Raw genomic sequence first — 24,825 nt, 5'->3', positions numbered from 1 at the left:
ACGCTCCGCGCCGGCCGGTCGTCGGGCGCGGAGCGGGATGCCCGGGGGCGCGAGGGCCGTCAGGTGCGGAAGGGGCCGCTCACGCAGTAGGTGATCCCCCCGGAGGAGGAGCCCGTGGTGCCCCGCTGCGAGGAGAAGTAGAGCCGGTTGCCCGCCGGGTTGAAGGCGGGACCGGTGATCTCCGAGGAGCTCTGCCCGTTGATCCGCAGGAAGACCGAGATCTTGTCGTCGGGGGTGATCAGGCAGATCTCCATGTTGCCGCCGTCCTCGGCGACGTAGAGATCCCCGAAGGTGGAGCCGGTGATGTTGTCCACCCCGGTCAGCGGGGCGGTGCCGGGGCTGACGAGGCTGTCGTCGTAGGCGAGCTCGTAGGTGTTGTTCAGCAGGTTGATCTGCCAGACCCGGTTGTCGCCCTTGGTGGTGAACCAGACCGTGTCGTCGGCGTAGTGGCAGCCCTCGCCGCCGTTGAACGACTTGGACCCGGAGACCTGGCTGCGGGTCGCGGTCGGGGAACCGTCGGGGTCGGGGACGTTCGCCCAGGTGAACGATCCCGAGGTGGCGGAGCCCGCCACGAGCACCTGAAGGGTCCCGGACGACAGGTTGCCCCACGTGGTGGGGATGAAACGGTAGAACCTGCCGTTGGTCTCGTCCTCCGTCAGGTAGATCACCTGACGGACGGGGTCCGCCGCGGCCGCCTCGTGCTTGAAGCGGCCCATCGCGGGCCGCTGCACCGCCGTCCCCCCGAACGGATAGGTCTCGTAGACGAAGCCCAGGCTGACCTCCTCACAGGACAGCCAGGTGTTCCACGGCGTCGCGCCTCCCGCGCAGTTCTGCCGGGTTCCGGACAGGATGGAGGAGGCGGAGACGACGGAGCCGCCGGAGTCGAACCGGATCGCCGAGGCGCCGCCGCCGGGGTTCACCTCGGAGTTCGACACGTAGATCCAGCCGCTGCCGTCGGCGAAGCAGGCGCCGCCGTCCGGCGCGCTGTGCCAGATGTACGAGGTGCCCGGGACCGCCTGCGTGGAGCGGGCGACGACCTGGCTGGTGAAGCCGCTGGGCAGCTGGATGCCGTTGGCGTCGGCGGCCAGCAGGGAACCGTAGGGGCCGGTGGCGTTCTGGGCGGGCGCGGCCAGGGCGCTGTGCCAGAGGCTTCCGGTGAAGGCGACGGTGCTCGCACCGAGCACCGAGGCGCGCAGGAACGTACGGCGTTGCATCGGCGAACCTCCTGGGGGGTCGGAGTGCTTTTCTGCCGCGGCCCCGCCGACGATAGGAGGCTCAGGGGAATCAGCGCTGAACACGAGATGAGCGCCCCCCGAACGCCTCCCACCCAGGGTGATTCAGGACTCACCGCCCGTGGCCCCCGGCAGGGACGCCAGCGCGCGCAACACCGCCTCCCGCTCCCCCGCGGCTCGCCTGAGCATGCGCCAGCACAGCCCGCAGATGCCGGAGAAGCCGTGGTCGGCGAGGTCACGGTAACGGGGCAGCGCCGTGAGCGCCTGCGCGCCGTGCGAGCCCAGCACGGTGAGGAGGGGATCGGCGGCCAGGTCGGCGAGCGCCTCGCGCGCCCCCTCTCGGTCACGGGCCAGGCGGTGCAGGTCGGACGGCCCCGCCCCCATGATGACCTTCTCGTCGCAGCAGGCCGATATCCGTCCGTCGTAGCGCACCGTCGGGGAGTTCACGATCGCGCACCGCCCGAGGCTCGCACCGGGCACGCGGCGACTCTCGGGGAACAGGCCGGAGGCGCGGCCGTACGGCAGCGGCAGGACCGGGTTGACCTCGGCCAGGTCCCGCCAGCCCTCGCCCAGCGCCTCCTCAAGGAGGGCTTCCGCGGCCTCGACCTGGGCCGGGTCGTCCAGCACCTGGGCGACGATCCACGCGCCCTCCGCGGCGACGGCGCAGAGGGCCGCCACCACGGCGCGCGGCGGGCTCGTGTGGTGGGCGTCGACGCCGAGGACGACGCAGGCGGACAGGCGCAGAACCTCGCGGATCCACTCCGGCGGCCTTCCACCGGCTCCCCAGTGACCGCTGGTGTAGGGCACGAGCGCCTTGCCCGACTCGTTGATCCGCCGGGCGGCGTAGGTGAGCCCGCGGCGCTCCACGAAAGGCTCGCCGCCGGAGACGCCGACCACCCGCAGCGCGTCGTCCGAGCAGAGCCCCTCGACCATCTCCTCGAAGAGCGGGTAGTCGGTGATCCGGGGACCGTCGGGACGGGAGTCGACCGAGCAGTGGGCGCACCCGACCGGACAGCGGTCGGTGACGAACAGCAGCGCCGACCTGCCGCGTTCGCGCCGCAGAGCCTCGAGCTCGGCGAATCTGAGCATGCCCAGACCATACGCCGCCGCACGCCGTCCGGCACCGGCCCGTTCGCCGCCCGGAACACGGCCTTGTGTCGTCGCACCCGGCTACGCCGTCGCCGGTGAACGCCTAGGCCATCCGACCGATCGTCTAGGCCATACGGTCGGCGGCGGTCGGCCGTCGGCCTGGCCGGTCTCCTCCCGGAGCCCTGCCCGGAATACGCATGCGAGGCGGTGGTTCCCGGATGACCCGCTTCATACCTTGATCGTGTGCATCCCGATGGGTGCACACCATCCACCCCATGGGAGGGCCTATGAGCGAGTCGTCTCCACGCGTACGTGACCTCGTGCAACGCGCGGCCTCCGACCCGCTGTTCGCCGAGCAGCTGCTCAGCGACCCGGAGTCGGTCGCGACCGAGTACAACCTCGGCGCCGAGCACATCGACCAGATCAAGGAGCTGGCGGGCGCCGGGCTGCTCAGGCCTGCCGTCGAGGCGCACACGGTCATCAAGGACCGCGAGCCCGGCGGCAGTTACTACTAAACCCGATCCAGGGGGTGTCGTGTACTACAACTCGATCCTGGTCAGCGTCACCGAGATCTGCACTGTCGGCTGCAGTCACTGCGGTTTCACCGGCTCGACGCGGGACCGCCAGCCGACGGCGGAGGAGATCGGACGCTGGGTGGCACAGGCATGTGACAGCGGCATCCCGGAGATCATCTTTACCGGCGGCGAGCCCTTCCAACGATTCCGGATGCTCAAGTCCGGGGTCAGGGCCGCCGCCGGGCACCCCGGCAAGCCCAGGATATGCGTGTTCACCAGCAGTTTCTGGGGACGTTCCCGCGCCGCGGTCGACAAGATCCTCGGGCAGCTGCCCGGCCTCACCCGGCTCTACCTGAGCACCGACGTCTACCACCAGGAACGCGTCCCCGCCCAGTACGTGATGAACGTCATCGAGGGGGCGCTCGCCAGGGAGATTCCGGAGATCAGCCTCTGCATCACCGTCGCGGAGGACCACGAGGAGGAGCAGATCCGCGGGATGTACCGGCGGTTCGAGGACCGGGTCAGGGTGCACGTCGACCGGGTCATCCCCACCCCGTTCATCAAGACCGCCCACCAGGTGGGCCTGCCCCCCGATCCGGAGCACTTCTCCTCCTCCTGTTATCTGGAGACTCCGCTGATCAACCCGAACGGGGACCTGTCCGCCTGCCACATCGGCAAGGCCGGAGCGTACGTCCGTCTCTCCGACCTCGCCTACTTCCTAGGCAACCTGCACGAGAAGTCGTTCCAGGAGATCCTCGCCGACGCGGACGCCAACTACGAGTACCAGTTCCTGCGCGTGTACGGCCCGCAGGGCGTGGCGCGCATGGTGGCCTCCTCCCCCGCGGTGCGCAAGCTCTTCGGCGGGACGACCTTCACCAACGGCTGCGATCTCTGCTACAAGATGCTCCGTTCCCTCGACGGGCGGGCCAGGCTGCGCGAGATCGCGGCGGACCCGTTCCAGCGTGAGCTGATCGACGCCATCAGGGCGGTCAGGTTCGGCGAGCTTCCCGGCGCCTCCCGTCCGGCGTCCCAGCCCGTCGCGTCCCAGCCCGTCGGCTCCCCGGCGATCAGCCCCCGCCCCGCCGGTCCCCAGCCGGCCGACCCCCGACCCACCGGCCCCCAACCCGTCCCCCAACCAGTGAGGAGCGGCATGTGACGAGCAGGGACTTCGTCGGACTCGTGCCCGCCGCGGGGCGCGGCACCCGGATGGCTCCGCTGCGCTATCCGAAGGAGCTGCTGCCCATCGTCTACGAGCCCGCGGACGGCGGCGCCAGGCTGCGTCCCGTCGCCGAGTACGCGCTGGAGTCGCTGGCCCGCGCGGGCGTCGGGCGCGCGGTCCTGGTGGTCGCCCCCTGGAAGCTGGAGGTGGTCAGCTACATCGGGGACGGACGCCATCTCGGCGTCGACGTCGCCTACCTCTTCCAGGAGGAGGCGCGGGGGCTGGCCCACGCCCTCGACCTCGCCCGGGGCTGGACGGAGAAGCGCGACGTCGTGTTCGTGATGCCCGACACGATCTTCACTCCGTCCGACGCGCTCGGCAGGCTGCGCGGCGTCTACGAGGAGACGGGCGCGGACCTCGCGCTCGCGGTCTTCCCCACGCGGGACGCGCACAGGCTCGGGCCCGTCGTGCTGCACGGCGACCGGGTGCACCGGGTGTTCGACAAGCCGGCGGACCCGCCGGTCATGAACACCTGGGGGGCGGCGATCTGGGGGGACGGCTTCGCCTCACTCCTGCACGAGGAGCTACGCCAGGACACCTCGGGCGAGCCGGTCCTGGGTCACTACTTCGACCTCGCGGTCCGTCGTGGCCTGCGGGTCGCCGCCGTCGAGTTCGCGGACGGATCCTTCCAGGACGTCGGCACCCCGCTCGGCGTCCGCAGGTCCCTCGACGGCCCCTCTCTGCTGGCGGTGCGCCCGTGAGACTCCTCTTCTTCGCCATGAGCAGCGCCGGGTACGGCGAGACGCTGATCGGGATGTCGCTGGCGCGCCAGCTCAGGCCCGCGGGCATCGAGTGTCACTTCGTCATCGAGCCGATGTCGGAGAAGCTGCTGCGCGGCAGCGGGTTCCCGTACACGGTGCTCGACCGCTCGATGGGCGGCTTCGCCGCGCTGATCGTGGACGACGTGGTCTCCTCCTTCCGCCCCGAGGCGATCGTCCTGTCGGACTACTTCACCTTCTGCGGGATCTTCCCCAAGCGTTACGGCCTCGACCCGTGGTTCATCGACAGGTACAACCTGCCGATCATCCCGATCGACATCTGGGAGTGGGCGAACACCGCCTTCTCCGTCGACGTCTTCCACGGCAAGGCGATGCCGGTCAACCGGCGGATCCTGGACATGCCCGCGCACCTGCGCCCGGTGCCCGTGTGCCACCTCGACCAGGGCCCGCAGACCTTCCCATTCCGTCTCTGGGAGGGCAACGAACGGGTCAGCAGGCGCACCCGGGCGCACCTGCGCGAGACGTTCGGCATAGAGCGGGAGGACCGGATGGTGCTGCTGGCCGTGGCCGGCTGGCAGCAGGACAAGTACGCCGACGACAACGGCGACCGGATGGCCGAGCAGGTTCCCGAGCTGCTGGTGCACTACCTGCGGCAGCTGCCGCCCAGCGCCCGGTTCATCCTGGTCGGAAGCGTACCGCCGGTGCTCGAGGCGCTGACGGACCGCGCCCATGTCATCCCCGCGTGTTCGCCGAACCGGTTCAACGTGCTGCTGGGCTCGGTCGACCTGGTGCTGACGCTCAACCTGGGGGCCACGACCCTGGCCAGGGCCGTGCTGTCCGACATCCCGGGGGTCGTGCTCACCAACCGGTTCGACGTACCGGAGAAACCGGACATCGACCAGGTCGAGGCGGAGCTGGGCGGCCTCTCCGAGGATGTGCGCTCGTGGCTGTCGCGGACGCTCCCCATGTACCCGTTCCGGATGTGGCCCCTCGGGTTCCACAGCTTCCTCGATCCGGTCGTCGCGGGAAACCCCTACCTGTCGACGTTCGCCCACGCCGAACTGCTCGACGAGCCCGCCGTGCTGTCGGCGCTGCACGGAGTGCTCTACGACCGGGGAGTCCAGGACGACCTGGCACGCAACCGGGCCGCGTATCTGGAGACGTTGACCGCCCATCCCGCCACGCCCGAGGTCTTCGCCTCGGCGGCGCGGCGCGTGGGCCTGGTGTTGTGAGGTGACGATGAAACAGCTGAGCATGCACATCACCGACCTGTGCAACGAGAAGTGCGGTTTCTGCGTCGTCGGCTCGCCTCTGGCGAAGACCGACAGCGTGGAGTACGGCGACCTGGTTCGCTTCCTCGCGGAGAACGCGGGGCAGGGCTACACGTCGGTCAACCTCCACGGCGGGGAGCCGACGATCCACCCCCGCCTGTTCGAGCTGCTGCGCGCCATCCGGCTGCTGGAGTACCCGCGCGTGGAGATCCAGACGAACGCGCGCAGGCTGAAGGACGCCGACTTCACCAACCGTCTCGCCGATCACGGGGTCGAGCTGTTCGTGGTCTCCCTCCACGGGTCGACCTCGGTCATCCAGGACTGCCTGACCCAGACCCCCGGCGGATTCGACGAGACCATCGAGGGGATCCGCAACGCCAAGCGGGCGGGCGTGGCCGTACGGACCAACACCGTCATCACGCGAATGAACATGGGGCGTCTGATGGACATCTGCCGCCTCTGCGTCGACCTGGGGGTCGACCATGTCAACATCTCCAACCTGCATCCGGTGGGCAGCGGTTTCTTCGCCCTCGACATGCAGGCGCCCACGGTCGCGGAGACGCGGCGGCACCTGCTTCCCGTCATCGAGATGATGGCCCAGTCTCCGGCGCGGCTGACGCTGGAGGGCTTCCCGCTGTGCGTGGTCGCCCCGCACGAGAAGCTGGCCATCGAGGACGGGACGCGCTCGATCCGCATGATGTACCAGGGGAAGGTCCTCGACGACTACGACGCGTTCATGGACACGCAGATGCGCGCGTTCGGGCCGCCCTGTGACGGCTGCCCGCTGCGGGCGCGCTGCGGCGGGGTCTACAACGAGTACGCCGAGCGGCGCGGCTGGCAGGAGTTCGGCCTGCAGCAGCCGTCTCCCATCGGAGGGTGAGCCGGGTGTCCCAGCGGATCGCGATCTGGGCGGGGAGCAGCCTGCCGAACGTCGGCGACAAGCTGCTCGCCGCCGTGACCGAGGCCGAGCTGTCGCGCCGCCTGCCGGGCGCGTCCTTCACGCACTTCTGCCCGTGGAGCGCCCAGGGCGCCGCGCCGGGTGCGTCCGGCGACGCCCCGGCGGGCCTCGGGGCGAGCACGGCGAACGGAGCGGCGGCGCGAGCCGTCACCGGCACGACGGCCGCCCCCGTGCCGCTCTGGGTCGACCGGGACGGCCGCTGGCCCGGGGCGGGGTCGTTCGACGCGGTCGTGATGGCGGGCGGCCTGTGGAGCGGCCCTCCGTTCCGGCACGCGATCATGCAGGTGTTCTGTCTCGGTCCCGCGCCCTGGGCGTTCGACCCCGACGTGTGGGTCGCCTGGCACGGGATCGGCTTGCAGGACGGCACTCCCCCCGCGGGGCTCGACCACTGGCGCGGCTACCTGGGATCGGTCAGGGAGAGGCTCGACCACCTGACGGTGCGCAGCGCCGAGGCCGCCCGCAGGATGGACGAGGCGACCGGGGCCGTCGCACCCCCCGGCGCGGGGACGGGCCGGGGGGACGCGACCGCCGGAGGGACGGCGACGCCCGTCGTCCCCGACCCGTCCTTCGCGCTGCCGCCGCTGCCCGTGAGGAGGCCGCGCCGCCGCAGGCCGCTGATCGGCGTCGCCGTCGGCGCTCCGGGGCCGACCACCCAGCTGGTCACCCATCTCGTCGGCCGCGACCTCGCCGGGCGCTGCCCGCACGACCCCGCGCTGTGCGTGCCCCCCGAGCAGGTGCTCGCCGAGGCCTCCGACCCCGCCGAGGGCGTGAACAGGCTCGGGTTCGTCACGGAGCTGGGACTGACGCTCATCGAGCTGGCCGCGGTCGCCGACATCGAGTTCATCACGGTGCCCAACATCTACGGCGACGAGGAGGCGGGCGCCAGGTTCTCCCGCTCCGTGCCGCGCGCCCGCACCCTGGCGCTCGGATCGACCGACTCGACCGGCGCGGACGAGCTCGCCGAGGCTCTGGCCCGCTGTGACCTGGCGCTGGTCTCCCGCTACCACAGCGCGATCCTCGCGCTGCGCGGCGGAACCCCGTTCGTCGCGGTCGACCCGTTCTGGAGCCGCCGCAACGGCACGAGCAAGCTGCACGAGCTCACCGTCGAGCTCGGCATGGCGCACCGCCACTGGGCCTACCGCGGCGCGGACGCGACCGAGGACCTCATGGGGATCGTGGAACGGGCCCTCGCGGAGGAGCCGGTCGAGGCGGAGGCCTATCTGGGCATGCACCTGCGGGCGACGGCCGCCTTCGACCGGCTGGCCGACGGGCTGCGCGCGGCCCACGCGACACGGGCGACCCGGACGCGGGTGTCCCTGGGGAGGTCCTCATGACGATGAAAGCCGTCCTTGTCTACTCCAACGACGACGGGTTCTCCCTCGGGGTCGAGCTGATCCGGGCGGTCGTGGCGGAGCGGGTCTCCCCGGCCGAGGTCGAGCACAGGGTCTGGCTGCACGAGGACGTGGGCAGCCTCACCGAGGACTACCTCGGGCACTACAACGCCTTCATGGCCAAGGTCTTCGACTACCGGCCCGACGTGATCTCCTTCTCCGCGTTCGTCTGGAACCATGACGAGTTCGTGCGGATGGGGCGCATGGTCAGGCGGCATCTGCCGCACTGCCGCATCGTGTGGGGCGGCGCCCAGACCAACTCCCGGCGGATGGCCGCCCACCTGCTGCGCGAGTACCCGTGGCTGGACCTCGTGCTCCGCGGCGAGGCCGAGGACACCTACTCGGAGCTGCTCGAGCACCTGGCCAGGGACGCCGACCTCGGCTCCGTCAGGGGACTCACCCGGCGGGTCGACGGCGAGCCCGTGCACAACGACGACCCGCCGGACGTGGACCTGTCCACGCTGCCGCTGGTCTTCACCGAGGAGAGGCTTCCCCTCGAGCCGATCCTGCGGCGCAGGAGCGGCGCCGTCCTGGCCTACGAGACGGGCAGGGGATGCCGTCAGAAGTGCCGGTTCTGCCTGTACAGCGCGCCCAAACTGCGGGCCTTCCCCATGGAGCGGATAGAGCGGGAGCTGGCGTACCTGCTGGACGCCCGCATCCCCAACCTGCGGGTGTGCGACGCGCACCTGGGCATCTCCCGGCACAGGGCGATGGAGATCTTCGAGATCATCGCCGCGCACAACCGGGGAACGGTCGTGGACGTCTACCCGGACGTCAAGCACGTCGACCTCGAGTACGTGCGGGCGATGAACCGCGCCGGATGCCGGGTGATCACGCTGGGCATCCAGTCGTCGGACTCGGACACCCTCCAGCTGGCCGCGCGCAGGTTCGACCTCGGGCGGTTCGCGCAGGCCGCCTCGCTCATCCGCCGCCACCACAACTACGGTCTGGCCGCCGACATCATCATCGGCATGCCGGGCGACAACCTGGAGAAGGTCCGCCAGAGCGTGCGCTTCGCCTACGCCAGCGGCGTGGACAGAGTGCACTTCGCCCCCCTGATGGCCTTCCCCGGCACCGACTTCTTCGAGTACGCCGAGGAGTACGGGATCGAGTTCTTCGACTTCCAGCCGCCGCTCGTCGTGCGTTCACGGGGGTTCGACACCGACGACTACCAGCGGGCCATGGTGTTCGCCGGACGGGTCGAGGCATTGCAGAACGCGGCGCCGACCCTGTTGCGCTGCCTCATCGCCGTCCCCGGCTGCGACGTCGCGGCCTGGGCGGAACGGCTCGACCTCGGCGCGAGGCCCGACCCGGGGCCGCTGATCGAGGCGGGCTTCCCTCCCCAGGCGAGCCGTCTGCTGCTCGACGGGCTCGCCTGGGACAGGGCCGTCGCGGCGCAGCGGGACACGACCGCCCAGGACCCGCCGCGCCTGTCCGACGACGCGCTCGTCGAGTGCGTCACCCCGGAGGCGGTCCACTGGTTCGACCACCCGATCCACCTTCTGCTGCGTGATTTCACGCTGGGCCTCGAGGCGCTCCCCCCTGAGCGCCACGGCTACCTGTTCCCCAGGGGCGGAGCCGTGAGCTACCCGCTGAGCGGGCTGATCATGGCCGCCTTCGAGGCGGCCGCGCCCGGAATCACGGTGGCCGAGTGGCGGGACAAGACGCGGGCCGGCTCAGCCACCGAGCCGGCCCGTCAGGAATGCGACTCCGCCTTCAGGATCCTCTGCTCCTCCGGCGTCGTCGCGCTGCGCGGGGACGGGTGACTCGTGGCTGCGCAGGGATCTGGCCCGCGAGTCGAACTCTCGGGCCAGGTCCCTGCGCGAGGACAGGCCGAGTTTGGCGAAGACGTTGGACAGGTGTGCCTGCACGGTGCGCGGGGAGACGAAGAGCTTGGCGCCTATCTCCCGGTTGGTCAGCCCGTCCGAGGCGAGCAGCGCCACCTGGCGCTCCGCCCTGGTCAGCGCGGCCCAGCCGACGCCCTGGCCGCGCGGTCCCCTGCCCCTGCCCGCGTAGGTGACCGCCTGGTCCACCTCGAGCCCCGCCCCCTCCTGCCACGCCGCGGAGAAACCCGCGGAGCCGAGTGCGGCGCGCGCCTCGGCCAGGTCCGCCTCGTGCTGCCGTGTCACGGCGGGCGGCCTGGGCAGGCCGAGCCGGTCGCGCAGCGCCTGGGCGGCCCCGAACAGCCGCGCCGCGTGCTCGTGGCGGCGTTGCTCGACCGCGAGGCCGGCGACGGCCTCGAGCGAGTCGGCGGTCCTGGCGCGCAGGCCCATGTCGGCGCCGGCCTTGAGCGCCGAGTGGTGGGCCGCGGCGGCGCGGGCCGGATCGCCGCCCCTGGCCACCATGCCCAGCGTGAACAGGCAGCGCAGGGTGAGCGGCCTGTCCTCCGTCTCGCGCGCGCGTGCCACGGCCTCCTCGGCGAAGGCGAGGGCGGCGCGGGCGTTGCCCTCGCCGAGGATCGCGCCGCCGAGCCCGGCGAGCCCCATCGCCGCGAGCCGGGGGGCGGTGCGTTCGCCCAGCTCGACGACCTCGGAGAAGACGTCCCTGGCAGCCCCGTACTCGGCGACGTCGAGCAACGCCCCGCCCAGGGTGTCGAGGCAGTCGCCGAGCAGCAGCGGGGACTCCACGGCGCGGGCGGTCTCGACCGCCTGGGCGAGCAGCTGCCTGGCCTGGCCGTACCGCCCTCGGCAGGCGGCCACCTCGCCCAGTCCCCTGAGCGCTGCGGCGCTCCCCCAGACGTCGCCCATCCGCCGTGCCACGGCCATGCTCTGGTCGAGCGCGTTCTCCGCCTCGCCGTACGCGCCCTGGTGGACGGCCACCCGCGCCACCGCCAGCAGGCCCATCCCCAGGCTCAGCTCGGAGCCGTGCCTGCGGCCGATCGTCACGCACTGCTCCACGGCCGCGCGGGCCCCCGCGAGGTCTCCGGCGGCCAGGCGCGCGTGGCCGAGCAGCACGAGGGGGAAGCCGGTCCACGCGTGCCCGATCGCCCCGGTCCCTCTGGCGGCCAGCTCGGTGAGGGTACGGCAGGCCGAGGCGGGCTCGCTCATCGTCCTCAGGCCCGCCAGCACCGCCAGCGCCCGTGTCTGCCCCGCCTCGTCGCGCAGTTCCCCGAACATGTCCAGGGCCTGCCTGCAGGCGACCGCCGCGTCGGCGAACTCGCCCAGCGCGCAGGAGAGCACGGCCGTGCTCAACGCCATCCCCGCCAGCACCTGCCCGGGGGCCACGCCGCCCGTCTCGGTGAGCGAGGCGAGCCAGCCGCGCCCCTCCCGGAGGCGTCCCCGGACGATCCAGTAGGTCTCGAGGGCGCTCGCCAGGCGCGCCCCGATCGTGGGCGGTCCGCCCGAGGTGCACCAGCGCAGGACCGCGCGCATGTTGGCGTAGCCCGCCTCGACGCGTTCGAGGTGCGCCGCCGCCGCGCCGGTGGTGACGGCTCGCGCCGCGCGCTCGGCCAGCGCCGTGTAGTACTCGGCGTGCCGCAGCCGTACGGCCCTGACCTCGTCGGAGGCCCTGTCACAGGCGCTGCCGGGAGCACCGCCAAAGGCTTCGTCTCCCGCGCCCTCGTCCGCGCGCGGTCCGTGCCTGACGTAGCCCCTGACGATCCGCAGCAGCCTGTAGCGGGTCACGGAGCCGGTGGTGTCGCACTCGACGAGGGATCTGGACACCAGCCGTGACAGCAGGTCGACGACGTCGTCCCGGGTGATCGCGCCGCCCGCGCAGACTCCTTCGACGTCGTCGATGACGAACCCGTCCTCGAAGACGGCGAGCCTGCTCAGCAGCAGCCGTTCGTCCTCAGGCAGCTGCTCGTGGCTCCAGGCGATGGCCGCCTCCAGCGACCTGTGCCTGGCGTGGGCGGTACGGCTCCCGCCGGACAGCAGCCGGAAGGGGTCGTCGAGGCGTTCGGCTATCTGCCACGGCGACAGCATGATGGATCGGGCGGCGGCGAGCTCGACGGCCAGCGGAAGGCCGTCGAGACGACGGCAGATCTCCTCGACCGCCGCCCCGGTCTCGGGGGTCGCGGGCCGTCCCCGCGCGGCGGCCTGCTCGGTGAACAGGCGGGCGGCCTGCGGCAGCGTCAGGGGCGCGAGGCGGCAGGTCACCTCGCCGGGAACGCCGAGGGGCTCCCTGCTCGTGGCGAGCACTCCGAGCGCGGGGTGGGCGTCGAGCAGCGCGGGAACGACCAGGGCGCACTCGTCGGCGAGGCGCTCGCAGGTGTCGAGGACGAGCAGCGCGGGTCCCGCGCCCGGGGCGACCCGCCGCAGGCCCTCCTCTCCGCAGGCGAGGTCGCGCAGCCACATCCCGCCCGGGTAGGCGGCGGCCCACGCGCGGGCGTAGGCGTGCGCGAGACGCGTCTTGCCCACGCCGGGCGCTCCGGTCAGCGTGACGAGCCTGCCGGAGCCGAGAAGGTCGCGCAGTCCCGCGAGTTCGGCGTCGCGTCCGACGAGGTCGCCGGTCCAGTCGCTCCAGTTCCCTGGCAGTGCGCCGCCCACGCCTAACCCACCAGGCGGCGGATGAAGGTCCGCAGCGCGAGCGCGCCGACGACCAGCGTCGCCCCGGCCAGCACGGCGAGCACCACGACCTCCGGCATGTGGGGCACCGCGGGGCTCAGCGCGCCCCGCAGTCCCTCGCTCACGTAGACGAGGGGGTTGGCCAGGACGGTGATCTGCAGCCAGCGCAGCGGCGCCAGCGCCGCCCACGGGTAGTAGACGCATCCGAGCATCATGAGCGGGACGATGAAGATGGCGAACATGGTGCTGAGCTGGTGGGGCGGCAGCACGGTGCCGATGAACAGGCCGAGGGCGGCGGTCAGGAGCGCCGACAGCACGAGCACGGCGATCAGCAGCGGCCAGCGCCCGAAGCCGATGTCCGGGGCCTCTCCGGGGCCGTGCACGAACAGCACGGCGAGGAAGACGGCTGCGGCGGCGAGCAGTGACTGGATCGCCCCTGAGACGATCTTCTCGGCGGCGACGACCCAGACGGGGACGGGAGACAGCACCCTGTCGTCGATCTCGCGGGTGTAGGACAGCTCCATCACCAGCGGGGTCGTCACGGCGAAGACGCCCTGCATGACCATGCCCGAGGCGACGAGGCCGGGGACCAGGATCGTGCTGAACGTCTCGGCGCGCGCGCCCGCGTCGAACGACTGGCCCCCACCGAACCCGATCTTCGGCAGCACGACGGCGAAGACGAAGATGAACAGGACGGGCTGGAGCACGGTGCGGGCCAGGAAGGAGAACAGTTCCCTCCGCATCACCCGCATGTCCCTGGCCAGCATCGCGGTGAAGGTGTGCGCGTAACCGCGGAACGCTCCAGACGCCGCTATGGTCGGTGCCGTCATTCTCTGTACTCCCGCCCGGTCAGGTTGAGAAACACGGTTTCGAGGCTGGGACGAACGACCCGGACGTCGGCCAGCGCGAGCCCTGCGTCATGGCTCACCCTCACCACGGCGGCCAGGACGCCCTCGGGCGCCCGGGTGAACACGCGCAGCCCCGGCCCGGAGGCCTCCGCGCTCGTGACACCGGACAGCCCCCTGACCTGCGTGACGATCTTGTCGGCGTCCGCGTCCTCCTCGTAGGTGAGGGTCAGCACCGTCTCCAGGAGGGTGGCCTCCTTGAGCGCGGCGAGCGCGTCGCAGGCCAGGACGGTCCCGCGGTCGATGATCGCGATCCTGTCGCAGAGCGACTCGGCCTCCTCCATGTAATGGGTCGACAGGACGATCGTCTGGCCGTCCGCGCGCATCCGCCGCAGGACGTCCCAGAGGTTCACCCGGGTCTGCGGGTCCAGTCCCGAGGTCGGCTCGTCGAGGAAGAGGATGGCGGGGCGGCGCATCAGCGCCCTGGCGATCATCACGCGCTGCGCCTGGCCGCCCGACATCTCGTTGATCTTCGCTCCGGCGCGGGCCTCCATGTTGAACAGCTCCAGCAGCTCCATGGCCCGCTTCCTGGCCGCCCGCGCCGCCAGCCCCGCGTAGCGGCCGCTGAACTCCAGGTTCTCCAGGGCGCTCAGCTGCCGGTCCAGGTTGTTGTACTGCGGCACGACGCCGATGGCGCGCTTGACCGCGATGGGATCGCCCACCACGTCGGCGCCCGCGACCGTGGCCGTCCCCGCGGTCGGGGCGATCCTGGTGGTGAGCATGCCCAGGGTCGTCGTCTTGCCCGCCCCGTTCGGTCCGAGGAGGCCGAACAGCTCACCCCTGCCGACCCTGAGGGTGAGTCCGGCCACCGCCTCGGTCACCCCGGACGAGGTCACGTAGGTCTTGCGTAGTTCATCGGTGTCCACCGCGACATCCGTCATGTCCAGGACCCCTTTCGGCGCGTGGGGCTCATTGTGTGAGCGCCCGGTTAAGCGCCGCTTTGATCGCGGTTGGAATCCGGTTAGAGGAGCCGCTCAGCCTGGGGCACCAACTGCTTACATACCGGGATTCAACCGATATCAAAGCGGCCGCCCCGACACTTCGTTCAGACGACGGGAGCGTGATGACACCCCCCAGCACCGTCCTGCGGGCGAAGATCGACCTGGCGGGCCACGCGCTGCGACACGCGAGCGGCCTGCTGTGGCGTGCCCCCGATCCGCGTGGGCGTTATCGGGACTACCTGTGCGCGACCCACATGGTGATCAGGGCCTCGGTGCCGTTGCTGCTGGCGGCCTCCGCCAGGTGCGCGGAGCTGGGCGAGCCCCGGCTGGCCGGATACCTGGACCGGCACGCCGTGGAGGAGGCGGGCCACGACGACTGGCTGCTCGAGGACCTGGCGCTGGTCGACCCGGCGGCGCGGGAGTCGCTCGGCCGCACCCCGCCCCCCTCGGTCGCCGCCCTGGTCGGAGCCCAGTACTACTGGGTCCTGCACCACCACCCCGTCGCCCTGCTCGGATACGTCGCGGTGCTGGAGGGGAACGCCCCCTCCCCCGGGCTCCTCGAGCACATCGAGCGGAACACGGGCTACCCGAGGGCGGCGTTCCGCACGCTGTGGCGGCACGCCGCGCTGGATCCCGGGCACAGCGAGGAACTGAACCGGCTGTTCGACGGGCTCCGGCCGACGAGGGAGCAGCAGACCGCGGTGGGGGTCAGCGCCCTGCACACCGTGCGCGCCGCCGCCGCGCTCTTCCGTGAGCTGGCGGAAACCCCCTCAGGGGCGGTCGCGGGCGCCGCCGGGGTGACGGCGAGGGCGTGGGGAACCCCCGGGCGGGCCGCGGAGGGCGTCCCGTGCACCTGATGGACATCCTGGCGCTGCGCCCCGTGCCCGCGGCCGCGGTGCTCATGGCGATCACCCGCCGGTGCCCGCTGCGCTGCCGCCACTGTTCGACCGGCTCCCTGCCGACCAGCCAGGAGCATCCAGGTCACCCCTTCCTGCGGCTGGCCGGGACGTTCACCCCCGGTGACCGGCCCGAGCTGGTCATGCTCACCGGGGGCGAGCCGCTGCTGCGGCCCAGGCTGGTCCGTTCCCTGGCGGAGACGGCGGCCGCGAGCGGCAGCCGTACCATGATCCTTTCAGGCATGTTCTTCGCGCCGAGGATCCCGCCCGCCATCGGGGAGGCGATCGAGGCGGCCGACCACTTCTCCGCGAGCCTGGACGCCTTCCACGAGGAGGAGGTGCCGCGGGAGAGCGTCTTCGCCGTCATGCGGACGCTGCTGGCGCGCGGCAAGGACCTCAGCTTCCACGTCACGGGCGCCGGCCCCGAGGACCCCTACCTGCGCGACGTCACCTCGGCGATCAGGCGGGAGTTCGACGACCGGGTGCCGGTGCTGGTGAGCCGGGTGCAGCCCGTCGGCCGCGCCCGCGCCCTGCCGCCGAACGCCTCTCCCGCCGTCCGGGACACCGCACCGCAGGAGGAGCGGGAGACGCAGGCGCGGGTCCTGCCCTGCGCGATGGCCGCGTGGCCGGTCGTCGGCTTCGACGGGACGATCACCGCCTGCTGCAACCAGGACGTCGTCGACCACCGCCCCGTCCCCGCCCACCTGCTCCTGGGACACGCGCGCGACGACGGCTGGAGCACGATCCGCGAGCGCTGCCTCGGCTCCGACACGCTCCGCGCCATCAGGACGTACGGCCCGCTGCGGCTCGCCGACGCCCCCGGGTCGGGGTACTGCGAGACCTGTCGCGCGCTGGGTCCGCTCACCCGGGCGAGGACCCCCGTCTCCGCCTTCCTCGAACGGCAGGTCCGCGACATGCAACTGGCCGCAGGCGGCGCCGGATTCGCCAGACGGTACGGCTGCCCGCCGTACAGCGAGCTCGTATCCCTCGGCCACCCCAGGAGGAACGATGGCCTTTGACCCTCTTCATGAGCTGACCATGGCGGGGATCGACCTGACCCTCGTCGGCGCCGAGCAGCGGGAGGTCATCCTCTCGCTGAGCGAGGAGGAGGTCGCGCTCCTCGTCTCCATCCAGCGGCAGCTCCAGGAGAGCGATCCGGAGGTCGAGGCCCATATCGTCGGCGGCCTGCTGTTCTAGATCGGGGACCCGTTCATGCGATGCCCCTCCTGCCTGGCCGTGTCGCCGGGCCGGCCCCGGTTCTGCCCGTCGTGCGGCACGCGTCTCGCCGCGGCGACGCCCCCGGAGGCACGAAAGATCGTCACGGTTGTCTTCTGCGACCTGGCCGAGTCGACCGCGCTGAGCGAGCGCCTGGACCCCGAGTCCCTGCGCGCGGTGCTGATCCGCTACTTCGCGCTCATGCGGGACCAGCTGGCGTGGCACGGCGGCACCGTGGAGAAGTTCATCGGCGACGCCGTGATGGCGGTCTTCGGCGTGCCGGAGCTCCACGAGGACGACGCGCTGCGCGCCGCGCGGGCGGCGGTGGACATGCGGGAGGCGCTCGACGGGCTGAACGACGACCTCGAACGCGCGCTCGGGATCCGCCTCAAGGTCCGCATCGGGGTCAACACCGGCGAGGTCGTCGCCTCGGGACACGCCTACGGCGAGCAGGCGCTCGTCGCGGGCGAGGTGGTGAACACCGCGGCCAGGCTGCAGCAGTTCGCGGGCCCCGGGGAGATCCTGCTCGGCCAGGAGACCTGGCGTCTCGTCGGCCCCTCCGCGGTCGGCACCCAGGTCGGGCAGCTCGAGCTGCGGGGCAAACGGCGCACGACCACCGCGTGGCGGCTGGTCTCGATGCGTTCGGACGACCCCGCGGTCGCCCGCAGGTTCGACGTCCCGTTCGTCGACAGGCGGGAGCCGCTGCGCGAGCTCGACCTGGCCCTGGAGGAGGTCATCCGGCGGCGCGAGTGCCGCATCGTCACCCTGCACGGGGAGGCCGGGATCGGCAAGACCCGGCTGGCGCGGCTGTGGCTGGCGCGGGCGGGCGAGCGGGGCGTCCTCGTCGGCTCGGGCCGGTGCAGGCCGTACGGGGCGGGCGGCACGCTGCTCGGGGTCGCGGACGCGGTACGCGAGCTGGTGACGGTCGGCGCCCCCGATCCCGAGGCTCTCGCCGTGCTCCGTGCGGGCCTGCTGAGGGACGGCACGCCCAACCCCTCGCACCAGGAGACCTCGCGGGCGCTGCGCGGCCTGCTGCAGGACCTCGGGCGGTCGGCGGGCGTCCTGATCGTGCTGGACGACGTGCACTGGGCGGCCAGGTCCGTCTTCGACCTGCTCGGCGACCTCGCCGAGGAGCTTCGGGACGCGGCCGTGATGGTGCTGTGCGTCACCAGGCCCGACCTCTTCGAACGGCTTCCCGACTGGCAGCCGGGCTCAAGGCTCGCCCTGCCCCGGCTCGGCCCGGAGGACTCCAGGCTCCTGGTCTCCGAGCTGGTCGAGGTGATGCCGCACGACAGCGCGCTCGTCGACCGGATCGCGGACCGCGCCGAGGGCAACCCCCTCTACCTTGAGCAACTGGTGGCCATGCTCCGCGACGGCGGGGAGCCGCACAGCCTGCCGCCGACCGTGCACTCGCTCATCGCCGCCCGCGTCGACGGCCTCGGACAGGCCGCCAGGTCGGTGTTGGAGTGCGCCGCGGTGATCGGCAGGGAGTTCACCGTCGAGCAGCTGCGGTCCATCTGCGAGCCGGACGACCTGGGCGCGCTGCTGGAGCTGCTGGAGCGCAAGTGCTTCGTCGAGCACCGCACCGAGGTGACGTTCCGTTTCTCCGGAGCCCTCATCCAGGAGGTGGTGTACGGGGGGATGGCCAAACGGCGGCGCGCCGAGCTCCACGAGAGGTTCGCCGGCTGGCTGGCCGTCGCGAGCGGCGGCGACGAGGCCGTGGGGACGCATCTGGAACAGGCCTACCGGCACCGCGCCGATCTGGGCCCGCCCGACGAGCACACCCTGCGGCTGCGCGGCGGGGCCGCCGCCCGCATCGTGGGGGCGGGCACGGTCGCGCTGCGCAGAAGCGACCTGTCCAGGGCGGAGAACCTGCTCAGCAGGGGCGCCGACCTGCTCGGGCCCGACGATCCCGGCTGGCTCGGGGTCAGCGGGCGCGTCGCGGAGGCCCAGATCACCCTGGGCGAGATCGAGCGGGGGCGACGGCTGCTGAGCGAGGTGCTGGAGCAGGCCGGGGGCGGCGCGGACCCGCTGGTCGCCGCCCACGCCTCGCTCTACCTCGCCCACTTCGACCCCTCACGCGCCTTCGAGGTCGCGCGGCGGGCCGTGCCGGTGTTCGAGGAGGCGGGCGACGACCTCGGGCTGGCCAGGGCCTGGACCATGGTGGCCCAGGAGGCGCAGGGGCGGGGCAGGTTCGCCGACACGGGGACCATGCTGCGGCGCGCGCTGGGGTACGCCCTCAGGTCGGACGCGGAGCTGGAGCGGGCGACCATCCTGGGCAACCTCGCCGTCTCGCTCTGGCTGGGTCCGGAACCGGCCCCCCTCGCCATCTCCGAGTGCCGTGCCCTGATGGCCGCGCACGGCAGGGACAGGGGAACGGTGCGCGCCGTCGTCGGCTGTCCGCTGGCCGTCCTGCTGGCGACACGCGGGAAGTTCGACGAGGCCAGGGCGACCCTGGAGGCCGCGGAACACGTCTTCGCCGACCTCCGCCACGCGTACGCGGGCGCCTTCACCCCCATCTTCTCCGCCTCGGTCGAGTCGCTCGCGGGCCGCTGGGACCTGGCGGAGGAACTGCTCCACCGGGCCCGCGCCAGAGCTGAGGAGCTGGGCGACGGCCAGCTCGTGGCGACCGCCTCGCGTGACCTGGCGTGGGCGCTGCTGCACAGACGGGACGTCGCCGGAGCCGAGCGCCTCGCCCGGACGGCACTGGAGGGATCGGAGGAGGTCGCGCCGGTGAACACCGCGGAACTGCGCGCCGTCCAGGCGCGGGTGCTCGCCCTGCGGGGCGCGGACGAGGACGTCTGCGAGGAGCTCATGGAGCGGGCGCTGCGGGAGGCGGGTGAGACCGACTCCCCCGTCTGCCGCGCCACGGTGCTGCTCAGCAACGCCCGTGGGCTCCTGTCCCTGGGGGCCCGTGACAGGGGCAGGTCGGCGGCGCGTGCCGCGGCGGCCGAGTTCGCGGCCAAGGGGCACCTCGTGGGCCGCGCCCTGGCGCTGGCGGCGGCGGGCCGCCGGTGACCGCCCGTCCGCCGCTCACCTGGCGGCTCGGCCTGGAGGACGACATCGCCGTCGCCGCCTCCGGCCACGCGGGCGTCACCGCGGAGTGGGCGTGGCGGGGGGCCACCGGGCGTGGCGTCCGCGTCTGCGTCGTGGACAGCGGGATCGAGCCGGACCACCCGATGGTCGGCCGGATCGACGGGTCCTACGCCGTGCGGGCGGGGGCGGACGGCGGGGCCGTCGTCGTGGAGAGCGAGGCGGGCGACAGCTGCGGGCACGGGACCGCCTGCGCGGGCATCATCCGCTCGATCGCGCCCGAGTGCGAGCTGCACAGCGTCCAGGTCCTGGGCGCGGGGTTCTCCGGGACGGGCGACGCGTTCGTCACGGGGCTCAGGTGGGCGATCGACCAGGGGTTCGACGTGGTGAGCCTGAGCCTGTCCACCCGCAGGAGGCATCTGGCGGAGCCGCTGCGCGAGCTCGGCGACCTCGCCTACTTCCGCGGGACCGTGCTCGTGGCGTCGGCCCACAACCTGCCGGTCGAGAGCTTCCCCTGGCGGTTCTCCTCGGTCATCTCCGTCGGCAGTCACGCCGAGAACGACCCCGACCTGATCCTGTACAACCCCAGGCCGCCCGTGGAGTTCTTCGCCCACGGCTCGGAGGTCGAGGTCGCCTGGCCCGGAGGCGGGCGCACCCGGTGCACGGGCAACAGTTTCGCGACCCCCCACGTGGCCGGCCGCTGCGCGTTGATCATGAGCAAGCACCCGGGGCTCACGCCCTTCCAGGTGAAGACCGTCCTGTACCAGACGTCGCAGAACGTGAGAGAAGAGCGATGAACGCCAACAGTGAGATCGTCGCGGCGATTTCGACCGCGGTCGCGGGATCGGACCAGGACCACCGCGTCCTGCTCCAGTCGATCGTCGACACGGCACGCGTGATCTTCGAAGCGAGCGCGAGTTCCATCTTCCTGGTGAACGAGGAGCACGGGGACCTCGTCTTCGAGGCGGTATCCGGGGAGGGGGAGGCGTTTCTCGTCGGGCGGCGCTTCCCCTCCACCAAGGGGATCGCCGGATGGGTGCTGAACTCCAGGGACGCCCTCATCGTGAACGACCTGTCGACGAGCACCGTGTTCGCCCGGGACATCGCCGAGTCGACGGCGTACGTGCCGGGGGCGCTCATGGCGGCTCCGCTCATCTACGAGGACGAGGCTCTGGGGGTGCTGGAGGTCCTGGACCCCAGACCGGGCGCCCGGACGGGCATCGACGAGCTGACGCTGCTGACCCTCTTCGCCGGGCAGGCGTCGGCCGCGCTCAGGATCGTGCAGCGCAACCGCCACGCCCGGCGGATCCTCGACGGCGCGGACGGCGAGCTCGGCGAGCTGGCGGCCATCGTCTCCACGCTGGCGCAGGGGGATAACGGACGACGGGAGGCGGGGTTACGGCTCATCCGTTCCCTGCACGAGCTCCTAGTAGACAATAGGAGCTGACCAATTCAGGCAGAAATCACCCATTTACTATGAGATATGGCCCTATATCATGACAATTCAATGACCGTATCTGTCTAGGTCTGGTTGGACTTCCGCAGCCGTCTGAGTAGCCGATGGAGAATCCCCTGTGGGCGTAACCGTATTGCCCGAGGAGGTAGAGGCGGAAGAAACGACTTTCGCCGTGCTTGGCCCTCTTGAGGCCTACCGCAACGGCGGCCTCGTCCCGCTGGGACCGTTCAAACAACGGGTGCTCCTGTCCCTGCTGCTCTGCCACGCCAACAGGATCGTCCCGGTCGAGCAGCTCAGCACCGCGGCGTGGAGCGAGGAGCCGCCTCGCACAGCGCTCAAGAACGTCCAGGTCTACGTCTCCGCGCTGAGGAAGAACGTCCTCGGGGCCGCGCACCGCCACCGGCTCGCCTACCGCCCTCCCGGCTACCAGCTGCAGCTCGGCCCCCACCAGCTGGACATCCTCCGTTACGAGACCCTGGCCCGCCAGGGGCGGCAGCACCTGCGCGACCGCGAGGTCGCCAGGGCGGTCGGCCCCCTCCATGACGCGCTGAAGCTCTGGCGGGGCGACCCCCTGCCCGACATGGCGCACGTCCCGCTCATCAGCGACGAGCTCTCCCGGCTCCACAGCGAGCGCATGTCGGTCTACGAGGACTGGGCCGAGGCCAAGCTCTGCCTCGGGCAGCACACCGACCTCATCGGCTCGCTCGAGGAGAACGTCAGGCGGCACCCGCTGCGCGAGCGGCTGCGCAGCGCGCAGATGATCGCGCTGTTCCGCTGCGGCCGTCAGGCGGAGGCCCTCGCCGAGTACGAGACCATGCGCCAGACACTGGCCAGGGAGCTCGGCCTGCAGCCCAGCCCGGTCCTCGAACGGCTCTACCGGGCGATCCTCGCGGGCGACCCGTCACTGGACGGCCCCACCGTGAGCGGAGCGCCCCCGGGGGCAAGACCGGGGAGCGCCGTGTCCTGGGGGACCGTGTCCAGGGGGGCGGCCTCCCTGAGCCCGGGGTGGAGGGTGAACGCCTCCCCCGCGAGGAGGTCCTCCGCCGGAACGTTCCCCGGCGCGTACACCGCGACCGGCGGCGGCCACGACGTGGTCGCCCACCTCAGCCAGCTCCCCCGCGACCTGGCCGACTTCACCGGCCGCGAGGAGGAGGTGCGGAAGGTCCTGGACATGTTCCTGACCAGCCCGCACAGCCCGCCGGTGGCGATCTCGGGCCCCGCGGGCACGGGCAAGACCGCCTTCGCCGTCCACGTCGCCCACCTGCTCCGCGAGCGCTTCAGCGACGGGCAGCTGTTCGTACGGCTGCGCACCCCGGCGGGCCGGGAGCGTTCCGTGCCCGACGTGCTGGCCGAGACGCTCCGCACCTGCGGCTTCGACGGCGACCCGCCGCGCAGGGCCGGTGAGCGCGTCGCCGTCTACCGGGCCTGGCTGGCCGAGCGCCGCATCCTGCTCATCTTCGACGAGGCCTCGACCGAGGCGCAGATACGGCCGCTGCTGCCCGGCGCCGGGGACAACGGCGTCCTGATCACGGGCAGGAGACGGCTGAGCGCCCTGGAGTCGGCGCACCACGTGGACATGGAGGGCTTCACCCCGGAGGAGGGCGTCGAGCTGCTCCGGCGGATCACCGGCGCCGAGCGCGTCGACGCCGCCCTCGCCGCGGCCACGCGCATGGTTCGCACGTGCGGGAACCTGCCGCTCGCCATCCGCATCGCGGGGGCGCGGCTGGCCGCCCAGCGGCACGCGGGCCTGTCGGCGTTCGCCGACCGGCTCGCGGACGAGCAGTCACTGCTGGACGAGCTGTCCGTGGGCGACCTGTCGCTGCGCATGTGCGCGGCCACCTACCGGCGTGAGCTCGGACCCGACCTGTGGGCCTCGCTGCGACGTCTCGGGGCGCTGCCCGGCGGTGAGTTCACCGTCGACGACCTGGCGGCGCTGCTCGGCTCGGACACGCGGTTCGCCGGCTGCGTCGCCGACAAGCTCGTCGAGGCCCACGTCGTCACCGCGGAGCCCTGGCCCTCGCAGGTCTACCTGATAGCCGACTGGCTGCGCCTGTACGCGCGCGAGAGGCTCGTGTGTGAGGAGACCGCGACGGAGATCTCCGCCGCCAGGGAACGGCTCATGCGGGGGCGTTCACACCCTTGAGGAACCCCGCGGAACCCCGCGGAAGCCCGGGAACCTGAGAAACGCCGGGAAACGACAGAAACGCGCCCACCGTCCCGGTGGGCGCGTTTCTGTCGTTTCCCGTAGAAGTCACCGAGGACGGCGGAAAAGGAAACCCGGGAGACCGAAAAGGTACGGCGAGCGGCCATGCCCGCTCGCCGTACCCGGTCTTCGGTTGTCGAAGTATTCAGTTAGAGGTTAGGACAGACGCTGCCAGAGAGCCGGGACGTTCGGCGGCTCCCAGCCGGGCAGGGAGGTGTGGCTCTGGAGGCAGCGGTAGTTGACGCCGTTGTAGGTGACGGTGTCACCGGCGTTGTACTGCTTCCACTCCTGCCAGTTGGTTCCGCCCTGGTCATCGGAGACGGTGAGGGAGAAGCTGGTGGAGCGGGCGCCGACGGTGCCGGTGCCGGTCAGGGTGATCGTGTAGGTGCCGGCCGGGGTGCTGGCCGACGTGGCGATCGAGACCGACGAGGACTGACCCGAGTTGATCGTCGCCGGGCTGAAGCTCACCGTGGTGCCGCTGGGCGCGCCGCTGGCGGTCAGCGAGACGCTCTGCGCGTTACCGGAGGTGATCGCGCTGTTCAGGGTGGCCGAGGTCGACGCGCCCGGCTTGACCGTGGCCGAGGCCGGGTTCACCGAGACGGAGAAGTCGTTCTCGCCCTGGGGGCCGCGGACCGTCAGGGAGAAGCTGGCGGTGCGGGTGACGGAGCCGGCGGTGCCGGTCAGGGTGATCGTGTAGGTGCCGGCCGGGGTGCTGGCCGACGTGGCGATCGAGACCGACGAGGTCTGGTTGGAGTTGATCGTCGCCGGGCTGAAGCTCACCGTGGTGCCCGCGGGGGCGCCGCTGGCGGTCAGCGAGACGCTCTGCGGGGTGCCGGTCGCCGTGCTGGTCAGGGTGGCGGTGGTCGACGCGCCCTGCTGGACGGTCGCCGACGACGGGTTCACCGAGAGGGTGAAGTCGTTCTGGCTGGTGCAGTTCTCGTTGGCGGCCGCGGGGACGTTGACGGCGCTCCACGCGGCCCTGACCGCGTTGTACTCGGTGCAGCTGCTGGGGAACAGCTGCTTGGCGGCGGCCAGCGTCTGGGCACGCGACTGGGCGTGGGTCCGGTTGCCGCTGGTCTTCATGTTCAGACCGGCCAGGTAGATCTGGCCCGCCTTCTGGATGCCGATGCCGGTCAGCGACGAGGGGCCGGAGCAGACCGGGCTGGCCGGCTTGCCGCCCCCGGGGTTGGTGCCCTCGGCGAGCAGGTAGAACCAGTGGTTCTGCGGGCCGGCCGCCGCGTGCACCTCGGTGTTGGGGATCGAGGAGCTGTAGCAGT

Annotated in this window: 20 protein-coding genes; 14 read left to right on the top strand and 6 right to left on the bottom strand. The window is 72.0% G+C overall.

Going from position 1 to position 24,825, the window contains the following annotated elements:
* Nucleotides 1-59: 59 nt before the first annotated feature.
* Both PKF00_RS27425 and PKF00_RS27420 read right to left on the bottom strand, forming a co-directional pair.
* Nucleotides 60-1,214, bottom strand: coding sequence for an alkaline phosphatase PhoX (locus tag PKF00_RS27425; RefSeq protein ID WP_271220535.1), 1,155 nt, complete (start codon nt 1,212-1,214; stop codon nt 60-62).
* A gap of 123 nt (nt 1,215-1,337) precedes the next feature.
* On the bottom strand, nt 1,338-2,321 hold the full coding sequence (locus PKF00_RS27420) for a radical SAM family protein (RefSeq protein WP_271220534.1): 984 nt from the start codon (nt 2,319-2,321) through the stop codon (nt 1,338-1,340).
* Between the two features lie 287 nt (nt 2,322-2,608).
* Between PKF00_RS27420 and PKF00_RS27415 the strand changes: the two genes are divergently transcribed.
* Genes PKF00_RS27415 through PKF00_RS27385 form a run of 7 tightly spaced genes read left to right on the top strand, consistent with a single transcriptional unit; the run spans nt 2,609 to nt 10,160 of the window.
* Nucleotides 2,609-2,836, top strand: a complete 228-nt coding sequence (locus PKF00_RS27415; protein ID WP_271220533.1) for a hypothetical protein — start codon at nt 2,609-2,611, stop codon at nt 2,834-2,836.
* A 19-nt stretch (nt 2,837-2,855) separates the two neighbouring features.
* The gene (locus PKF00_RS27410) at nt 2,856-3,992 is read left to right on the top strand and encodes a radical SAM family protein (RefSeq protein ID WP_271220532.1); all 1,137 of its coding nucleotides are present in this window, start codon (nt 2,856-2,858) and stop codon (nt 3,990-3,992) included.
* Nucleotides 3,989-4,756 carry a sugar phosphate nucleotidyltransferase gene (locus PKF00_RS27405; protein WP_271220531.1) on the top strand — a complete coding sequence of 256 codons (768 nt, stop codon included), beginning with the start codon at nt 3,989-3,991 and terminating at the stop codon, nt 4,754-4,756. The genes PKF00_RS27410 and PKF00_RS27405 overlap by 4 nt, the downstream gene beginning before the upstream one ends.
* Nucleotides 4,753-6,006 carry a DUF6365 family protein gene (locus tag PKF00_RS27400; protein WP_271220530.1) on the top strand — a complete coding sequence of 418 codons (1,254 nt, stop codon included), beginning with the start codon at nt 4,753-4,755 and terminating at the stop codon, nt 6,004-6,006. The genes PKF00_RS27405 and PKF00_RS27400 overlap by 4 nt, the downstream gene beginning before the upstream one ends.
* A gap of 7 nt (nt 6,007-6,013) precedes the next feature.
* Nucleotides 6,014-6,925, top strand: coding sequence for a radical SAM protein (locus PKF00_RS27395; protein WP_271220529.1), 912 nt, complete (start codon nt 6,014-6,016; stop codon nt 6,923-6,925).
* A 5-nt stretch (nt 6,926-6,930) separates the two neighbouring features.
* On the top strand, nt 6,931-8,337 hold the full coding sequence (locus PKF00_RS27390) for a polysaccharide pyruvyl transferase family protein (protein ID WP_271220528.1): 1,407 nt from the start codon (nt 6,931-6,933) through the stop codon (nt 8,335-8,337).
* Entirely contained in the window at nt 8,334-10,160 is a 1,827-nt protein-coding gene (locus PKF00_RS27385) for a B12-binding domain-containing radical SAM protein (RefSeq protein WP_271220527.1), read from the top strand. Before PKF00_RS27390 ends, PKF00_RS27385 begins: the two co-directional genes overlap by 4 nt.
* On the opposite strand, the gene PKF00_RS27380 is transcribed toward PKF00_RS27385, so the two are convergent.
* From PKF00_RS27380 to PKF00_RS27370, 3 genes are read right to left on the bottom strand one after another with little or no spacing between them, the layout of a single operon-like run.
* Nucleotides 10,071-12,881: a helix-turn-helix transcriptional regulator gene (locus tag PKF00_RS27380; protein ID WP_271220526.1), complete on the bottom strand. Its 2,811-nt coding sequence runs from the start codon at nt 12,879-12,881 to the stop codon at nt 10,071-10,073. The genes PKF00_RS27385 and PKF00_RS27380 overlap by 90 nt on opposite strands.
* A gap of 2 nt (nt 12,882-12,883) precedes the next feature.
* A complete protein-coding gene (locus PKF00_RS27375; RefSeq protein ID WP_271220525.1) occupies nt 12,884-13,729 on the bottom strand; it encodes an ABC transporter permease in 846 nt (281 codons plus the stop codon).
* A complete protein-coding gene (locus PKF00_RS27370; RefSeq protein WP_271220524.1) occupies nt 13,726-14,685 on the bottom strand; it encodes an ABC transporter ATP-binding protein in 960 nt (319 codons plus the stop codon). The genes PKF00_RS27375 and PKF00_RS27370 overlap by 4 nt, the downstream gene beginning before the upstream one ends.
* A gap of 182 nt (nt 14,686-14,867) precedes the next feature.
* On the opposite strand from PKF00_RS27370, the gene PKF00_RS27365 reads away from it, so the two are divergent.
* From PKF00_RS27365 to PKF00_RS27335, 7 genes are all read left to right on the top strand, one after another.
* Entirely contained in the window at nt 14,868-15,602 is a 735-nt protein-coding gene (locus tag PKF00_RS27365) for an iron-containing redox enzyme family protein (protein WP_271220523.1), read from the top strand.
* Nucleotides 15,602-16,660, top strand: coding sequence for a radical SAM protein (locus PKF00_RS27360; protein ID WP_271220658.1), 1,059 nt, complete (start codon nt 15,602-15,604; stop codon nt 16,658-16,660). The genes PKF00_RS27365 and PKF00_RS27360 overlap by 1 nt, the downstream gene beginning before the upstream one ends.
* Nucleotides 16,650-16,838 carry an aroma-sacti cluster domain-containing protein gene (locus tag PKF00_RS27355; protein WP_271220522.1) on the top strand — a complete coding sequence of 63 codons (189 nt, stop codon included), beginning with the start codon at nt 16,650-16,652 and terminating at the stop codon, nt 16,836-16,838. Before PKF00_RS27360 ends, PKF00_RS27355 begins: the two co-directional genes overlap by 11 nt.
* 15 nt (nt 16,839-16,853) lie before the next feature.
* Nucleotides 16,854-19,874 (top strand): adenylate/guanylate cyclase domain-containing protein, encoded by a 3,021-nt coding sequence (locus PKF00_RS27350; protein ID WP_271220521.1) that lies wholly within the window; start codon nt 16,854-16,856, stop codon nt 19,872-19,874.
* On the top strand, nt 19,871-20,686 hold the full coding sequence (locus PKF00_RS27345; protein WP_271220520.1) for a S8 family peptidase: 816 nt from the start codon (nt 19,871-19,873) through the stop codon (nt 20,684-20,686). Before PKF00_RS27350 ends, PKF00_RS27345 begins: the two co-directional genes overlap by 4 nt.
* Nucleotides 20,683-21,336 carry a GAF domain-containing protein gene (locus tag PKF00_RS27340; protein ID WP_271220519.1) on the top strand — a complete coding sequence of 218 codons (654 nt, stop codon included), beginning with the start codon at nt 20,683-20,685 and terminating at the stop codon, nt 21,334-21,336. Before PKF00_RS27345 ends, PKF00_RS27340 begins: the two co-directional genes overlap by 4 nt.
* Nucleotides 21,337-21,517: 181 nt before the next feature.
* On the top strand, nt 21,518-23,488 hold the full coding sequence (locus PKF00_RS27335; protein ID WP_271220518.1) for an AfsR/SARP family transcriptional regulator: 1,971 nt from the start codon (nt 21,518-21,520) through the stop codon (nt 23,486-23,488).
* Nucleotides 23,489-23,704: 216 nt separating this feature from the next.
* Here the strand turns inward: PKF00_RS27335 and PKF00_RS27330 are convergent.
* The coding region (locus tag PKF00_RS27330; RefSeq protein ID WP_271220517.1) for a carbohydrate-binding protein at nt 23,705-24,825 on the bottom strand (1,121 nt) is incomplete at its 5' end.

Source organism: Streptosporangium carneum (genome assembly GCF_027922005.1).
Taxonomy (GTDB): domain Bacteria; phylum Actinomycetota; class Actinomycetes; order Streptosporangiales; family Streptosporangiaceae; genus Streptosporangium; species Streptosporangium carneum.
Note: the sequence above shows the minus strand (reverse complement) of the source record. Positions and strands in the feature narration are given on the sequence as shown.

What these genes read in the sequence shown, in the direction of transcription:
- PKF00_RS27425 (WP_271220535.1), bottom strand. Translation starts at nt 1,214, where the DNA reads ATGCAACGCCGTACGTTCCTGCGCGCCTCGGTGCTCGGTGCGAGCACC.
- PKF00_RS27420 (WP_271220534.1), bottom strand. Translation starts at nt 2,321, where the DNA reads ATGCTCAGATTCGCCGAGCTCGAGGCTCTGCGGCGCGAACGCGGCAGG.
- PKF00_RS27415 (WP_271220533.1), top strand. Translation starts at nt 2,609, where the DNA reads ATGAGCGAGTCGTCTCCACGCGTACGTGACCTCGTGCAACGCGCGGCC.
- PKF00_RS27395 (WP_271220529.1), top strand. Translation starts at nt 6,014, where the DNA reads ATGAAACAGCTGAGCATGCACATCACCGACCTGTGCAACGAGAAGTGC.
- PKF00_RS27385 (WP_271220527.1), top strand. Translation starts at nt 8,334, where the DNA reads ATGACGATGAAAGCCGTCCTTGTCTACTCCAACGACGACGGGTTCTCC.
- PKF00_RS27375 (WP_271220525.1), bottom strand. Translation starts at nt 13,729, where the DNA reads ATGACGGCACCGACCATAGCGGCGTCTGGAGCGTTCCGCGGTTACGCG.
- PKF00_RS27370 (WP_271220524.1), bottom strand. Translation starts at nt 14,685, where the DNA reads ATGACGGATGTCGCGGTGGACACCGATGAACTACGCAAGACCTACGTG.
- PKF00_RS27365 (WP_271220523.1), top strand. Translation starts at nt 14,868, where the DNA reads ATGACACCCCCCAGCACCGTCCTGCGGGCGAAGATCGACCTGGCGGGC.
- PKF00_RS27360 (WP_271220658.1), top strand. Translation starts at nt 15,602, where the DNA reads ATGGACATCCTGGCGCTGCGCCCCGTGCCCGCGGCCGCGGTGCTCATG.
- PKF00_RS27355 (WP_271220522.1), top strand. Translation starts at nt 16,650, where the DNA reads ATGGCCTTTGACCCTCTTCATGAGCTGACCATGGCGGGGATCGACCTG.
- PKF00_RS27350 (WP_271220521.1), top strand. Translation starts at nt 16,854, where the DNA reads ATGCGATGCCCCTCCTGCCTGGCCGTGTCGCCGGGCCGGCCCCGGTTC.
- PKF00_RS27340 (WP_271220519.1), top strand. Translation starts at nt 20,683, where the DNA reads ATGAACGCCAACAGTGAGATCGTCGCGGCGATTTCGACCGCGGTCGCG.